The sequence below is a fragment of the Rhodococcus sp. F64268 genome (assembly GCF_023015605.1).
GTDB lineage: Bacteria > Actinomycetota > Actinomycetes > Mycobacteriales > Mycobacteriaceae > Rhodococcus.
This window is the reverse complement of record NZ_JALKAI010000004.1, coordinates 429,390-443,734: the sequence shown is the minus strand read 5'-3', so window position 1 is coordinate 443,734 and position 14,345 is coordinate 429,390. Positions and strand designations below refer to the sequence as shown.

Below are 14,345 nucleotides of genomic sequence, written 5' to 3'. Positions count from 1 at the left end.
GAGATGCAAGGAGACTGCATGCGGTTCGACCTGGAAGCCCTGTCTGCAGTCGTGCCCGTGGATCAGCTCGACGAAGCCCGGAACTTCTACGCCTCGAGACCTTCCGGGCATGGCCCCACCAGTTTCGACGAGTTGACGGAGATACGGGCGAGGACCCCTGCTCCGGCGCCGGCCGAACCACCGGCGCTCGAGGAGACGGTCGATCGCGACGACCTTCGCGTCCCGGTACGGATCACGCTTCCTGTCAGCGGTCGGATCCGCGGTGTCTATCTGAACATCCACGGCGGTGGCTTCTACATGGGTTCCGCGGCCAGAGATGATGTGTCCAACCGCGAACTCGCCGATGATCTCGAGATTGTCGTCGTCGGTGTCGGATATCGACTGTCACCCGAATACCCGTGGCCCGCCGCCCCCGACGACTGCGAAGCGGTCGCGGCATGGCTGGTCGAGAATGCAGCGTCCCACTTCGGGTCGTCACGGTTGATCATCGGGGGACGTTCGGCGGGCGCATCGCTCGCCCTCACCACCCTGATCCGGCTTCGAGACAAGGGAGTTGCCGATGGGTTTGCGGGTGCCGCCTTGCAGTTCGGTACCTACGACATGAGCGCGCAGACCCCCGCCGGGCGCCTGATCGCCGACGAGTACTTCCTCCGCGCCTACGTCGGTCACGTCGCCGACCGCACCGCCCCGGACATCTCCCCGATCTATGCAGACCTGCACGGCCTACCGCCGACCCTGATGGTGGTCGGGCGTGAGGACGTGCTCTTGGAAGACAACCTCGCGATGGCCGGCCGACTGTCCGCAGCAGGCAACGACATCGAGCTCCGGATCTATCCCGAGGCGCCACACGGGTTCACGTGCCATCCGCTCGCACTTGCCCGGACGGCGCGACGCGGTATCGATGCGTGGATGCTCGAACGGCTCGGAATCAGCGATGCGGAACAGCAGGTCCCCTCGTAATCCCTTGGAGCAGCGTGCGGTAACTCGCAGGTGTCAGGATGCGGCCTGGAACGCCGCCGCCAACGCGGCACGCGCCTTCTCGAGCCCCGGGGAGGCGAGCCCGATCTCGGCCAATTCGGTTTCGACGTTGGTCATCTCGACATCCGGAAGTCCGCATGCGACAGCTTGGTGCCACGGCTGCATGTCGCCTTCGACGTTGAGCGCGAACCCATGGGTGGTGATGCCGCGGCCGGACCGCATCCCGATGGACACGATCTTCCGGCCGGTCTTCTTCGTCCACACCCCGGTGAGCAGGTCGGCGCCCCGCGGGGTGTCGCGCCGCTCGGCAGGAACTCCCAACGCGTCGAGCGCGTCGACGAGGCGGTGCTCGACCTCGCGGACATAGTCCACGACGCCCTCACCCGCACGAAGCTCGACGATGAGGTATCCCACGATCTGGCCCGGACCGTGATAGGTCAACTGGCCGCCGCGACGTGTCTCCTTGACCGGAATGCTGCCGTCCAACGGGAGGTGTTCGGGCTTCGTCCGGGCTCCGACCGTGAAGATCGACGGGTGGCTGAGCAACCAGAGTGTGTCGGGTCGCTGCGACCCGCGGCGCTCCTCGTACATTTCCTGCATTCGCGCCATCGCCACGTCGTAGTCGACCGGGTCCTCGTCGACCACGAGATGAAGTGGACGATCGACCAACAGTTTCTCGCTCATGTTCCGCTCTCACTCGATCCGTGGGCCACCTCGACGGCCACACCCGGCCACTTTAGCGACCGCGCCGACGGTCCCGTTATTTCCCGGCACCTCGTACCGCATCGGCGAATGCTCTCATCATCTCCGGATCCTTGACACCCCGGCTCGACTCGATACCGCTGGACACATCCACACCCCAGGCACCTGAGGTCGCCAGTGCCCGCGCCACGTTGCCGGCGTTCAGGCCGCCCGCGAGCACCCACCGGCCCGACGGCAGAGCGCTGCGGTCCTGCCAGTCCCAGGTCTTCCCGGCTCCGGCGATCGCGCCGTCGACCAGCAACAGGTCGGCGCCGAAGTCGTCGGAGAGCGACTCCGCGCCACCCGAGTTGACCGCGCGAATCACCGTCAGCCCCGCGTCGTGCAGGACGCGCACGTCGTCGGCCGAACGGAGATCGTGCACCTGCACATGCTCGAGGTCTGCGGTCTTCGCCGTCGCGATGATCTCGTCGAGGGGGATCCGCACGTACACTCCGACCGCGAGTGTGCCCGCGGGCAACCGCGTCCGCAACCGACCGGCCTGCTCCGCCGACACTTTGCGAGGACTGTCGGCGAACACGAAACCGACTGCATCCACACCGAGTTCTACGGCAAGATCGACCGTCGACTCGTCCTGCAGCCCGCACATCTTGATGAACGTCATCCCACACCTTTCATCTCGCGCGCTCCTCGAGGCGCCTGTCCAACCCGTCGACGATGAGGTCCAGTTCGAACTCGAACTGTTCGACGGCGCGGGACTGCGCTTCACGGCTCAACGCGAACCTGTGAAGCAGCGGCAGGTCGCCGGTAGATCCGGCTTCCACCGTTCGTACGACATTGTCGACCTGCGGATCTGCGGCACCCGACGCCGCGGCGATGTCCTCTCGTGCCGACGCATGCGCGATCACGGCGAGGAGAGTGATCACACGTCCCGCCTCCTCGGCGTCGAATCCTGCGTGCACCAGGCGTTCCATGATTCGCTCCACAGTCGCGAGTGCGCCGAGATCCGTCATTCCATCGAATCTGACGTAGACGATGAGAACGCCTGCGGCCGTCAGCGCCTCCTTCATTGCTCGCGCACAGGATCGCAGCACCTGGCGCCAGTCCTGGCTTTCCGGTGTGTCGACGCTGCGGATCGCGGATTCGAAGACATCGAGCGCGACCAACTCGAGGAGGCCCTGCCGGTCGCTGACGTAGTAGTTGAGAGCCTTCCGGTCGACCCCCAGTTCGTCTGCCACGGCCTGCATCGTGAGCGTGTCGGGAGCAAGCGATCGTGCCGCGGAGACGATCCGCTCGCGGCTGATCTTGCTCGGACGGCCACGGCGCCGTCGCGTGCCCGCACTGCGGACGATCTCCTCGCTGCTCACCCGGCAAGCCTACGATCTCCGGCCACTCCGCAGGATCCCTCTCCTACCGTCACGCTGTTTCAGCTCCCTGACCTGTATGCCCGTTGTTGCGATGAACGCGGATAGTTATTCTTCCCATGCGGGAATTAATACCGTATTCTCTCAATCGGATATCCGGTTCCGCACGGCACAGCCCCGCCGTTCACCGCAGGCCGTGCTGAAGATCCCGTGTGCGACGACGCCGTTGCGCACCCCTGAAGAGGAGGCAGACTTGACCGGTTTCGACGAGATCGATTTCTTCACCGATGTATCCCTCGTGGAAGATCCCTACCCGTATTTCGAGCATCTGCGTTCGAAGTGCCCCGTGACCCACATGCCGCACCACGGGGTGGTGGCCGTGACCGGCTACGACGAAGCCCTCGAGGTGTACCGCAACCACGAGGTGTACTCCTCGGCCAACGCCTTCCTCGGGCCGTTCCCGCCACTGCCGTTCACCCCCGAGGGCGACGACATCACCGATCAACTCGCCGCACACCGCGACCAATTGCCGCTGAACGAGCACATGGTCACGATGGATCCGCCCGACCACACGGCCCAGCGCGCCCTCCTCAAACGACTCCTGACGCCGAAGCGGCTCAAGGAGAACGAAGAGTTCATGTGGCGACTCGCCGACAAGCAGATCGACACGTTCTTCGGCAGTGGCCGGATGGAGCTGCTCGACGACTACGCGAAACCTTTCGCGTTGATCGTGGTCGCCGACCTGCTCGGCGTTCCGGAGGAAGACCACGACCAGTTCCGCGACAAGCTGCTCTCCCAGACCGCCCGCACGCTCAACCAGGACGGAGAAGTCGAGGTCAATCCGCTCGAGTGGCTCGACGCCCAGTTCAGCGGCTACATCGAGGACCGCCGCAAGAATCCTCGCGCCGACGTCCTGACCGACCTCGCGACCGCCACCTACCCCGACGGCACCCTGCCCGAGGTCATCGATGTGGTGCGCTTGGCGACCTTCCTGTTCGCCGCCGGTCAGGAAACCACTGCCCGACTGCTCAGTTCGTCCATCCAGGTCCTCGCCGAGCGGCCCGACATCCAGAAGCAACTGCGCGACGACCGCGAACTCATCCCCGCGTTCATCGAGGAAACCCTCCGCGTGGAAAGCCCGGTGAAGACCGACTTCCGGCTGGTGCTCAAGAACACCACACTGCGCGGCATCGACCTTCCCGCAGGCACTCCGGTGGCCATCCTGCCAGGAGCGATCAACCGCGATCCGGATCGTTTCGAATGTCCCGCCGAGTTCCGCGTCGACCGCGAAAACCTGCGCGAGCACATCGCTTTCGGCCGCGGCGTGCACTCCTGCCCGGGCGGACCGTTGGCGCGCGTCGAAGCGAAGGTCAGCATCGAGCGGTTCCTCGACCGCATGGGCGACATCAAGCTCGACGAGACGGAACACGGCCCCGAATCGGACCGCAAGTTCACCTGGGAACCCACCTACCTCCTGCGTGGGTTGAACAACCTGCACCTGCAGTACGACCCGATCGGCTGATCACCGAAACTCGAGGAATGTCCGGCGCAGCAGCCCTCGGGGGGTCTGCGCCGGGCTCGACACCATCCACCTTGGAGAGCAGATGAAGGTCACACTGGACACGGATCTCTGTGAGGCACACGGCCTGTGCGAAGCGAGTGCCCCGGAGTTGTTTCAGCTCGGCGACGAGGACATCGTGACAATCCTCGACGACAATCCCGCACCGGAACATCACGACGCGGCGCGCAGGGCAGCGGGAAGTTGTCCACGGATCGCCATCCAGATCGCGGAAGACTGATACCAAGCCCCTTGCTCACACCCTGATGTGACGGACACCGACTGCCGCTCGCCGCAACTGATAGCGGACGGGCGGCAGTCGGTCGTGGATGAGATCCAGACCCGCGCGCGTCGCGATGTCTTCGACAACCTCGTCGATCGCGCGGCCATCGGTGTCGACGTGTTCAGTGAATCGTTCCGTGGCAAGCGCAGTGACACAGCGCGGGATCTGCTGCATGGCCCAGGTCTCGTCCCGTCCGACTACACGACCAAGCCAGTAACCGGTGCGGGTCTGCAGTCGGCTGCGGAGGGTCTCGGGTGATGCGACAAGGGAAAAATGCCGGACGTCGACCCTCTCGGTAGCCAGGCCTGCCATGATCTCGTCGAAATAGTCCGGTTCGACCAACGTCATGGGCACGATGACTGGGCCATCGTGGGCAGCGACCGCGTCGGCGAGCGTTGCGATGACAGCCGATCGCCATTGGGGGCGGTCCTGAAAATCGCCTCGCGCAGACGCGGGCAGCATTTTGTGGACCGCGAATCCGATGAGTTCGGGATCAGCGACGTGCGAACTCGGGGCGCGTCGATTCAGCTCGAACGCCGTCTGCGTCTTTCCCGCACCGAACGCCCCGTTGATCCAGATGAGCATTTCGCCGAGCATAGTGGTGCGCTGGCCGCGTCGTTGCTCCTGGAGTCACGTGTGGACTTTCCTCCGGTACCACGGGTTTCCGTTGCCGCACGACCAACGGAAACCCGCACAAGCGGAGGAGGTCTCGAGATCCCCGGTACCACGGCGTCAGCCTTCGGCTGCCGTACCGCCGTTCGCGATGTGCGACTTGGACAAGGACTCCATCAGACTGCGCATGGCACGCATGTCGGAGCGTAGTTCGTCCATCTCGGTGCGCAGGTCATCCAACTCGCCAGCGGACGAATCCGGTTCAGGCACCGCGACGGGTGCCGGTTCACGCGCCGGTTGAGTTCGGGTCGGTGCCGGCGTCGGATCGGCCGACCCTGTGCGTGCCGGGGCGAACCCGTCGAGGAAAACCGACGTGACGGTGGCAGTGATCGACTCGATATCGGCGGCGAGGGTGTCCCGATGCCATCGAACGGACTGGAACACGCACTCCCGCATCATTCGTTGGAACTCGAATGTGCTTATGCCGGAGTTGAATTCACCGCTCCGTACACCCTCGTCGACGACCTCGAGCCACGCCCGGTGCGACGACTCGACAGCACCGGCGATCTCCGCGTACTCCGGTAGCGCACCGAGATTCTCGAACTCGTTCTGATAGATCTCGGTGGCGTACGGATGCTTGTCCGCGACTTCGAGCGAGACCCGGACCATCAGCCCGACGCGATGGCGGGCTGTCCCGACTCCGGCCAGGACGTTCGCGTAACTGCCCACCAGATCGGCCAGGAAGTTCCTCAGGATCTCGGAGACGATCGCGTCCTTGGAATTGAAGTAGTGGTAAAGCGTCCCGGAGTTCAGACCCACAGCGTCGGCGATCTCGCGGATCGTGGTGGCCGACAAACCTCGTTCGGAGAAGAGCCGAGCCGATTCGGCCAGGATCATCTGACGCCGGCTGGCTGTCACTGTTCACCTCTCGTGTCCGGATTGACGATCTGGATCTGTACTGCACCCGAGGCTAACAGCAGGTCAGGGCCATTTACGTGAACGATGTCGAGGAAGTCATTGCTGTCTGTCGGGCCGGACAAGCATACGACCTCGGGTGAGGTCGGGCGATTCCCCTGTTCGGACGTATCGGCAGTGCGTCCGAACCGATCAGGCAGCGCGGGCTCACGTAGCCCTTGGCCGGCATGAAGGTGCCCATCGCCAGGCGGCGGCTGATCCGGATATCGGGTCGCCGTCCCTGGTGGAACGTCCGGACCGCGAGTTCCTGTCACTGGGCGAAACTCTCGTCGACCGGGTTCCGGAACCAGTAGCTGTTGGCGTAGTGCAGTCCGTCGAGTGCCGCGCAGGTCCGGGTGGATTCGGCGCAGACCGGGCTATGCACCCACCGTTCGCCGTGGACGACACCGCCCAGGGCGAGGTTCTCGGGCCGATGGTCGAGCTGGTACCAGGCGTTGCACTCCGCATGTGACGCCGGATCCGTCACATGGGTGAACGAGAGGAACACCTTGCGGGCTAGCACGGCGCCGCCTCGGCGAGTGCCGGCGCGACGCGGGTGAACAGGAGTTCCATGTGGCGATCGACCAGCGTGTCGGACATCCCGGGGAGTCCTGCCCACAGATAGGCGTGCTCGACGGGCATGTGCCGGGTTCGGGCCCGGATTTCACCGGCGGCGGCCTCGGCTGTGGCGACCGTCAGTCCGGGCACCGAACGGTTCCGATCGAACTCGGCAGTCAACTCGATCTCCAGGTCGGCGACGGTCCGCGTATCACCACGCCGGCCCAGGTAGGTGGCCTGTCGGTGCGCCAGATTCGGGATAAGCTGTCGTGCAGTCGATTCCGGGTCGTCTGCCACGATGATATCGATCACGCCGCCGCGTCGGGCCGCGCCCGCGGGGTGACCGCCTTCCTCGAGACCGGCGAGGTACGGTGCCGACAGCGCGGGATCGAGAGACAACAGTCCGGCCCCGAGTCGTCCGGCGCGGGCGGCACCGCGGGGCCCTTGATATCCGAGCCACATCGGGACCGGATCCTGAACCGGTCCCGGTGTGACACCACCCTGCGACAGCAGGTTCCGCACCGCCGTGAACACCGAGTCGGTGACGTCGTACCGGGCGCGAAAATCCGATCCGAATGCGTCGAACTCCTCCCGGGACCACCCGGCTCCGAGTCCGAGTTCGAGTCGGCCGCCCGAGACCAGGTCCACGAGGGCCGCTTCTTCCGCGATATGGACGGGATGCCGGTGGGGGGCGAGCAGCACGGCTGTACCGATCCTGACGCGTTCGGTCCGCGCGGCGATCGCGGCCGCGAGGGTCAGCGGTTGTGGCAGGTAGCCGTCCTCGAAGAAGTGATGTTCGGTCAGCCACACCGAGTTCGCGCCGAGTTCCTCGGCCCGGGTGACCCGATCGAGCATCACACCGTAATGCTCGGCGCCGGGACGCTCCCAGCGGGCCGGGTTGCGCATGTCGAGGAAGAGTCCGAGTTTCACGAAGGAAGCCGTGTCCTGTCGGTCGGTGCGGCCGGGTGAGTGGCGCGGACCGGAATGGCAGGCCCGGTAATGCGGAGGAGCAGCGCCGCCGGAGGTGCGACCCGCGCTACGCGGGTGTCGGTGCTGTCGTCCTCGTCGTGTGCATCCAGATCGGCACAGTCACGCGCGTCCTCGATGTCGGCTCCTCGGCCGATCTCGGTTTCGAAGGTGATGTTCCACTGGGTGAGCTGCTCTGCGGTCCAACCGAACTGGCTGCGCTCGTAGAGCAGCTGATCGGCGGTCCTCGCGACCGTCGCGACCCGGGTCGCGCGTTCCGACTCGACCTGCCCGAGGATGTCCGCGGGGGTCAGCGGACGTGTCTTCGTGCGATAGTGCGCCCAGGTGGCCTCGAGTGCGTCGGATTCGGAGCAGTCCCTGAGCAGTTCGGCCCAGTAGTACTCGCCGAATCCCTCCGCGGCCGTGTATTGTTCGACACCCGAACGGATCCGGAGGATCTCCCGGCACGTGAAGATGTCGACGGTCTTGACCCTGGTCATGATGCGACCGCATCCGACGACGCAACCGCAACGGATTCGATCGCCGGTATGCGGAGTCGAGCGCTGCCCTCGAGCGTGGCCGCCGCACCCGTCGGGCGCGCCCGGAGAGCACGCTGCGCACGACTCCCGTAACGCGCGGTGGAGACGGGCTGCTCGGGGGTCTGCAGCGCCGTTGCTTCATCGATCACACACATGAACAGGTTCCTCCTGTGCGGGGTGGGTATCGGATTACGCCGACTGCGGGTCCGCGGAGGTCTCCCTCGACCACACCAGGTCCTGGTCGCCCCACGAGCGCGGCGGGCGTGAGAAGACCTCTTCGAGCATCGGCATGAAGAACTCGAGGGGTTCGGTGTCGTAGCCGGGGTCGAAGGACTCCTGGTCCCAGGCTGCGCAGAAGTGTGCGCAGGTATCGAAAAACGGGGAGTCTCGATACCGGTCACGGCTGTCGGTGGGAATGCCGAGTTTCTCGCCGTAGTGGTAAGTCTGGAAGACGCCGTGGTGCTTGACGACCCACACCGCCTCTTCGTCGAGCACCGGCCGCAGGATCGCGGCGGCGACCTCGCTGTGATTGTCCGGGCAGAGATCGTCGCCGATGTCGTGCAGCAGTGCCGCGATGACCAGGTCGACGCGGGCGCCCTCCCGGTGCGCGCGGGTCGCGGACTGCAGCGAGTGCTCGTAGCGATCGACGCGATAGCCGAAGGTGTAGCCCTTCATCGACTCGAGCAGGCGCACGATCGTTTCGAGCCAGTGGTCGCGACGGTGGATCGCGGCCTCGTCTCGGATCAGTTCCATCTCGGCTGCGGTCGCTTCGTCCATGCGGGTGAAGTCGACGGTACGGGTGTTGTCGGCCATGTCAGCTTCTCTCGGTCTCGGTTGTTCCGGGTGCAGGGGCTTCGGTTGTCACGCCACGCCGGCGCGGACCTCTCGCGGAGTGTCCGTCTCCGAGGTCAGGGCGATACCCTTGGTCTCCTGCGTGAAGTAGGCGGCGGCGGCGACCGCGAGGGCGAGCACGATGACGTACCAGGTGAACAGGTCGGGCGTGCCGCGGGAGGTCAGCCACGAATTGAGGTACGGCGCGGTGCCTCCGAAGATAGCGGCCGCGAGCGATACGGCGATGCCCGTACCCGCAGCACGGGACTTCGTGGAGAACAGTTCGGCGAACCAGGCGACCTGGGTGCTCGCCGCGAGTGCCTGGACGACGAGCGCCAGGCACATCGTCACGGCCAGGGTGCGTGCCGAGCCGTCGAGCATCCCGGACAGGGGGAAGGCGAGCAGGGCCACCAGCAGTCCCCACGCGATGTTGTTGGGGCGACGTCCGAATCGGTCCGCGAGACGTGCCGCGAGCGGCAGCGCGGCGATGAAGACGATGTTGGCGACCACGCCGGCCCACATCGCAAGCTTGTCGTTCACGTGGTGGAAGCTGATCGCGTATGCGGGAGCATTCACGGACCAGGTGTACGAGAACACCGAGGTGCCGCCGACGAGGAGGACGACGCGCAGGATCGACGTGCGCTGTGCCCAGATGTCGCGGAGCGCCGATCGGGCCGAGGACGGTGTCTGGTCCTCGGAACGATTGGCGTGGTCGACGAAGGCGCCGGATTCTTCGAGGCCGCGGCGCAGGTAGAGCGCGAAGAATCCGAGCACGCCGCCGATCAGGAACGGAATGCGCCAGCCCCAGTCGGCCATCGCCTCTGAGTCGATGACGGAGCGCATCACCGCGCCGAGGAGCGTGGCGAGTACCGTTCCGCCGACGGTGGACATGATGACTGTGGAACCCCACAGTGCGCGGTTGTCGGGTCGCGCCACCTCAGCGATGTAGGTGTACGAGCCGCCCTGTTCACCGCCGTGCGCTACACCTTGGATGCATCGGACGACGAGCAACCACAACGACGCGAACACCCCGATGCGGTCGTACGTGGGAGCGATCGCGATGAGGACGCTCGATGCCGCCACCAGCGACATCGTCAGCACCATGACGAACTTTCGCCCACGGCGATCGGCGAGGAGTCCGAAGAGCAGGCCGCCGATCGGGCGCATCACGAACCCGACGGCGAACACCGCCATGGTCGAGAGCAGGTTCGACACCTCGTTGGTGGAGTGGAAGAACTGGTTGGAGAAGTAGACCGCGAAGATCGCGAAAACGGTCCAGTCGAACCACTCCAGCGTGTTGCCCATGTTGACGGCCAGGATCATCCGCGCTCGGCCGCGGACCTCGGATCGGGTCGAATGCTTCGGACTTTCCGCGGGACCGTTCTGTGTCGGTGCGTCGGTCATGCCGGTTCTCCTTGTCGGGAGGGATGCGGGAGAGCAGAGGGAACGGCGGGGCAGGCTCGGCGTTCGTGGGCGGGCCGAGGGGGAACTCGGTGCTGCCGTTGAGCTGCATCGGTCGTCTCCTCCTGTGTGTGGTCGGAGTCGGGGGACCGACGGGTCGCACGAGAACGCTGAGGATGCGCAAAGTATGTCGCGGGTCACAAATCTAGGTCGCTCTGCCCACTCTGTCAATCAAGCGTATGGCTGACCCTGGATTGCCGCGGCACTCCACAGAGGAAGGGGCGGCCCGGTTCGACTAGGGGGCTTACATCGGTATCTTTTGTAAGATAGAGTTTCGCCTCGTTCGACAATGTGACCCCAATCTCATCCCGCTCGGAGGCGCTGTGACCGTGTACGACGAATCGACGGCGATCGGAAGCGGCCCCGATCCGATGGACGGGTGGCGTCCGCGCGCCACGCCCCCGATCGGGGTCGACCTCACCGGTGAGCAGAAACTCGCGTGCGCGTTCCGGATCCTGGCGCACGCCGGATTCAGCGAGAACATGGCCGGCCACATCACCTGGGCCGACCGCGACGACGACAGCCTCCTGATCAACCCGTGGGGGCTGTGGTGGGACGAGGTCTCGGCGTCCGACGTGTGCCGAGTGGACTCGAACGGTGCTGTGATAGAAGGTAAATGGGACGTCACACCCGCCTATCACATCCACACCGAACTGCACCGGCGTCGTCCGGACGCCCGGGTGGTCGTTCACAACCACCCGTACTACGTGACCCTGTTGGCAGCCGTCGGCGTGCTGCCGATGATCGCGCACCAGACCGGGAGTCTGTACGACGACGACCTGTCCCTCGTAGAGGAGTACGGAGGTGAAGTCGACGACGCCGAACTCGGCAGGGATCTCGCCGACCGGATCGGCGACCGCAACAACGTGATCCTCGCCAGCCACGGCATCATCACCACCGCCGACACGATCGAGCTCGCGGTCTACCGTGCGGCGTCGATCGACAGGTTCTGCCGACTCGCGTACGACATCCTGCTGCTCGGAAAAGACCCCTTGCCGATCGAGAAGAGCGTCCGGGCTGCGATGCAGAAGGCGCTCGTCGAGCGCGCGGCCGGGGTCTACTGGGCCGGCGCGGTCCGCAAGCTGCTCAGGACCGATCCCGGCGTTCTCGACTGAGTCCGTTCACCCCCCAACCCTTCCCGGCTTACGCATGTAGCGCCGCCGGTATTCACCGACCCACCGATACTCGAGGAGTGTGCGAGATGGCCGATCTCGACGAACTGATCCACAACACCGACTTCACCCGGAACGTCAAGGGAAAGGTCACCTTCCTGCCCGAGCCGGAAAAGGCGCACCGGCCCTTCCCCTTCATCTCGGTCGACGATCACATCGTCGAGCCGAAGGACACCTTCGAAGGCCGTCTGCCGGCGAAACTCGCCGACCGGGCGCCCAGGGTCATCCACCGCGACGGCGCGGACATCTGGGTGTACGACGGCAAGGAGATCCCGAACGTCGGCTTCAATGCGGTCGTCGGGCGTCCCGTGGACGAGTGGGGTTTCGACCCGCAGCGCTTCGAGGACATGCGCCGCGGTTCGTGGGACATCCACCACCGGGTCAAGGACATGAACCTGTCAGGTGTGTATGCGTCCCTGAATTTCCCGTCCTTCCTCCCCGGGTTCGCAGGTCAGCGTCTACAGCTGAGCACGAACGATCAAGAGCTGGCGCTCGCCGCGACCCGCGCCTACAACGACTGGCACCTGGAGGAGTGGGCGGGCCCGTACCCGGACCGCATCATCCCCTGCCAGATCCCGTACTTCCTCGACCCTGAGATCGGTGCGCAGGAGATCTACCGCAACGCCGAGCGTGGATTCAAGGCGGTGACCTTCTCCGAGGGGCCCCACGCCCTGGGTCTGCCGTCCGTGCATTCGGGCCACTGGGATCCGATCATGCGGGCCTGTGAGGAAACCGAGACCGTCATCAACCTGCACATCGGTTCGTCCAGCACGTCGCCGAGCACGTCGGAGGACGCCCCGCCGGACGTGTCCGGAACGCTGTTCTTCGGCTACGCCATGTTCGCGACCGTCGACTGGCTGTTCTCGAAGATCCCGGTGCGCTTCCCGAACATCAAGATCGTGATGTCGGAAGGCGGAATCGGCTGGGTTCCCGCGCTTCTCGACCGGCTCGACCACATGACCACCTACTCGTCGATGTACGGCACGTGGGACGGTATCGACATCACCCCTGCGGACGTGCTCAAACGGAACTTCTGGTTCTGTGCTGTGGAGGACCCGTCGACGATGGTCCTGCGTGACCGGATCGGGATCGACCACATCCTGCTCGAAGAGGACTACCCGCACAGTGACAGCCTGTGGCCACGGACGATGGAGGTCGTCAACGAGTCCATGAAGGGACTGTCGGCCGACGAGCTACGGAAGATCACCTGGGAGAATGCCTCCATGCTGTACCGGCATCCCGTGCCGCAGAGTGTGATCGACGATCCGAACAGTTTCTGACCGAGGGCTGAGCGGACCCGGCCCGCCCGGCCCGCTCAGCCGAAGAACAGGCGGTCCCGCGCGACCGCGGGATCGAGGGGGACGGCGGCTCTCGCCGGGTCGTGGGGGTAGGTCTGCACATCCCGGAGATGCCGGGCGGCAATCACCCGCGCCGATGCGGCGTCGCCGTCCTCGATGCACTGCAGGATCTGTCCGTGCACGGCCAGCGCCTGGGCCCGTTCGGCCGGCGGAATCCGCTCCGGGTCCGCCCGCTCGCTCGCCCAGTCCGTGACATGGCTCGACCACAGCGCCTCGAGTGCTCCCGCCAGCACGATCAGCGATCTGTTTCCGCACAGTTCCACGACCGATTCGTGGAATCGGCGCGAAAGCGTGGTCGCCGCAACAAGATCGTCGATCTTGGACAGTGATTCTTCGTGCAGGGCACGCAGGGCCGGGACTACTTCGGTCGCGCGGTCTTCGCGCTCCGCGCACAGGGCGGCGCACATCGGTTCGACCTCGTGCAGGGCACGGCCGACGTCGTCGATGTCCGTACCCGACATCGCGAGCACCATCGAGAGACTGTAGGCGACGTTCCCCGGGGTGGGCCGGTGCACGACGGCGCCACCCCGATTGCCGCGGCGGACACGGACGAGGCCCTCGGCCTCGAGGATGCGGAGCGCCTCGCGCAGGGACTGGACGTTCACCGGGTATTGCTCGCGGAGTTCGGCCTCCTTCGGCAGGATCTCACCCTCGCCGAGGTCGCCGCGAAGGATGCGCTCGCGGATCTGGTCGGCCACCATCTCGGCCAGTCGCCGCCAGCGCAGGCTGCCCGGATCCGGGGCGTGCGACTTCCGGTCCTGTCCCTGTGCGGGCACTGCCGTCACATCCTTCCGTCCACGGACATCATGATGTGCAAAGTTACCAAACTTACCGAAATTGGCCCCGGACCGTCCGTGCAGGATCGACTCCTGCGGCCATCGTCCGGCACGCATCTCGGCGTCGGCCCACCCGATCGAGCGGCACAGATTCGCGGTGGCCGCGACCGCCCACTCCGCGACCGACGCAGCATGGCCACCGGGCGTATTGGCAACCGGTACACCGACTTCGGACC

Annotated in this window: 17 protein-coding genes; 5 read left to right on the top strand and 12 right to left on the bottom strand. The window is 65.5% G+C overall.

The window, feature by feature from the left end; genetic code table 11:
- The first annotated feature begins 18 nt into the window (after positions 1 to 18).
- Complete coding sequence (locus tag MWU77_RS12415; protein ID WP_247273830.1) at positions 19 to 960, top strand: alpha/beta hydrolase; 942 nt, start codon at positions 19 to 21, stop codon at positions 958 to 960.
- A gap of 33 nt (positions 961 to 993) precedes the next feature.
- On the opposite strand, the gene lipB is transcribed toward MWU77_RS12415, so the two are convergent.
- From lipB to MWU77_RS12400, 3 genes are all read right to left on the bottom strand, one after another.
- Positions 994 to 1,662: a lipoyl(octanoyl) transferase LipB gene (gene lipB, locus MWU77_RS12410; RefSeq protein WP_169688972.1), complete on the bottom strand. Its 669-nt coding sequence runs from the start codon at positions 1,660 to 1,662 to the stop codon at positions 994 to 996.
- Between the two features lie 76 nt (positions 1,663 to 1,738).
- Positions 1,739 to 2,341 (bottom strand): phosphoribosylanthranilate isomerase, encoded by a 603-nt coding sequence (locus tag MWU77_RS12405; protein WP_169688973.1) that lies wholly within the window; start codon positions 2,339 to 2,341, stop codon positions 1,739 to 1,741.
- 10 nt (positions 2,342 to 2,351) lie between these two features.
- Positions 2,352 to 3,044 (bottom strand): TetR/AcrR family transcriptional regulator C-terminal domain-containing protein, encoded by a 693-nt coding sequence (locus MWU77_RS12400; RefSeq protein ID WP_169688974.1) that lies wholly within the window; start codon positions 3,042 to 3,044, stop codon positions 2,352 to 2,354.
- A gap of 250 nt (positions 3,045 to 3,294) precedes the next feature.
- Here MWU77_RS12400 and MWU77_RS12395 point away from each other — a divergent pair, with 250 nt between their 5' ends.
- Together MWU77_RS12395 and MWU77_RS12390 are read left to right on the top strand one after the other, a co-directional pair.
- Complete coding sequence (locus MWU77_RS12395) at positions 3,295 to 4,563, top strand: cytochrome P450 (protein ID WP_247273829.1); 1,269 nt, start codon at positions 3,295 to 3,297, stop codon at positions 4,561 to 4,563.
- Positions 4,564 to 4,645: 82 nt separating this feature from the next.
- Positions 4,646 to 4,840, top strand: a complete 195-nt coding sequence (locus tag MWU77_RS12390; protein ID WP_247273828.1) for a ferredoxin — start codon at positions 4,646 to 4,648, stop codon at positions 4,838 to 4,840.
- Between the two features lie 15 nt (positions 4,841 to 4,855).
- Here the strand turns inward: MWU77_RS12390 and MWU77_RS12385 are convergent, their stop codons facing one another.
- From MWU77_RS12385 to MWU77_RS12350, 8 genes are all read right to left on the bottom strand, one after another.
- On the bottom strand, positions 4,856 to 5,467 hold the full coding sequence (locus MWU77_RS12385) for an AAA family ATPase (RefSeq protein WP_169688976.1): 612 nt from the start codon (positions 5,465 to 5,467) through the stop codon (positions 4,856 to 4,858).
- Between the two features lie 147 nt (positions 5,468 to 5,614).
- Entirely contained in the window at positions 5,615 to 6,412 is a 798-nt protein-coding gene (locus MWU77_RS12380; RefSeq protein ID WP_247273827.1) for a TetR/AcrR family transcriptional regulator, read from the bottom strand.
- A gap of 307 nt (positions 6,413 to 6,719) precedes the next feature.
- Entirely contained in the window at positions 6,720 to 6,971 is a 252-nt protein-coding gene (locus MWU77_RS12375; RefSeq protein WP_247273826.1) for a hypothetical protein, read from the bottom strand.
- Positions 6,965 to 7,936, bottom strand: a complete 972-nt coding sequence (locus MWU77_RS12370; protein WP_247273825.1) for an LLM class flavin-dependent oxidoreductase — start codon at positions 7,934 to 7,936, stop codon at positions 6,965 to 6,967. The genes MWU77_RS12375 and MWU77_RS12370 overlap by 7 nt, the downstream gene beginning before the upstream one ends.
- Positions 7,933 to 8,472, bottom strand: coding sequence for a hypothetical protein (locus MWU77_RS12365; protein ID WP_247273824.1), 540 nt, complete (start codon positions 8,470 to 8,472; stop codon positions 7,933 to 7,935). Before MWU77_RS12365 ends, MWU77_RS12370 begins: the two co-directional genes overlap by 4 nt.
- Positions 8,469 to 8,666, bottom strand: a complete 198-nt coding sequence (locus MWU77_RS12360) for a hypothetical protein (protein ID WP_247273823.1) — start codon at positions 8,664 to 8,666, stop codon at positions 8,469 to 8,471. Before MWU77_RS12360 ends, MWU77_RS12365 begins: the two co-directional genes overlap by 4 nt.
- A gap of 34 nt (positions 8,667 to 8,700) precedes the next feature.
- A complete protein-coding gene (locus MWU77_RS12355; RefSeq protein WP_247273822.1) occupies positions 8,701 to 9,324 on the bottom strand; it encodes an HD domain-containing protein in 624 nt (207 codons plus the stop codon).
- Positions 9,325 to 9,372: 48 nt separating this feature from the next.
- On the bottom strand, positions 9,373 to 10,746 hold the full coding sequence (locus tag MWU77_RS12350) for an MFS transporter (protein ID WP_247273821.1): 1,374 nt from the start codon (positions 10,744 to 10,746) through the stop codon (positions 9,373 to 9,375).
- Positions 10,747 to 11,174: 428 nt separating this feature from the next.
- On the opposite strand from MWU77_RS12350, the gene MWU77_RS12345 reads away from it, so the two are divergent.
- Both MWU77_RS12345 and MWU77_RS12340 read left to right on the top strand, forming a co-directional pair.
- Entirely contained in the window at positions 11,175 to 11,918 is a 744-nt protein-coding gene (locus tag MWU77_RS12345) for a class II aldolase/adducin family protein (protein ID WP_247274115.1), read from the top strand.
- An 86-nt stretch (positions 11,919 to 12,004) separates the two neighbouring features.
- Positions 12,005 to 13,255, top strand: coding sequence for an amidohydrolase family protein (locus MWU77_RS12340; protein WP_247273820.1), 1,251 nt, complete (start codon positions 12,005 to 12,007; stop codon positions 13,253 to 13,255).
- A gap of 35 nt (positions 13,256 to 13,290) precedes the next feature.
- Here the strand turns inward: MWU77_RS12340 and MWU77_RS12335 are convergent, their stop codons facing one another.
- Entirely contained in the window at positions 13,291 to 14,109 is an 819-nt protein-coding gene (locus MWU77_RS12335) for a FadR/GntR family transcriptional regulator (RefSeq protein ID WP_247273819.1), read from the bottom strand.
- Positions 14,110 to 14,345: the final 236 nt, after the last annotated feature.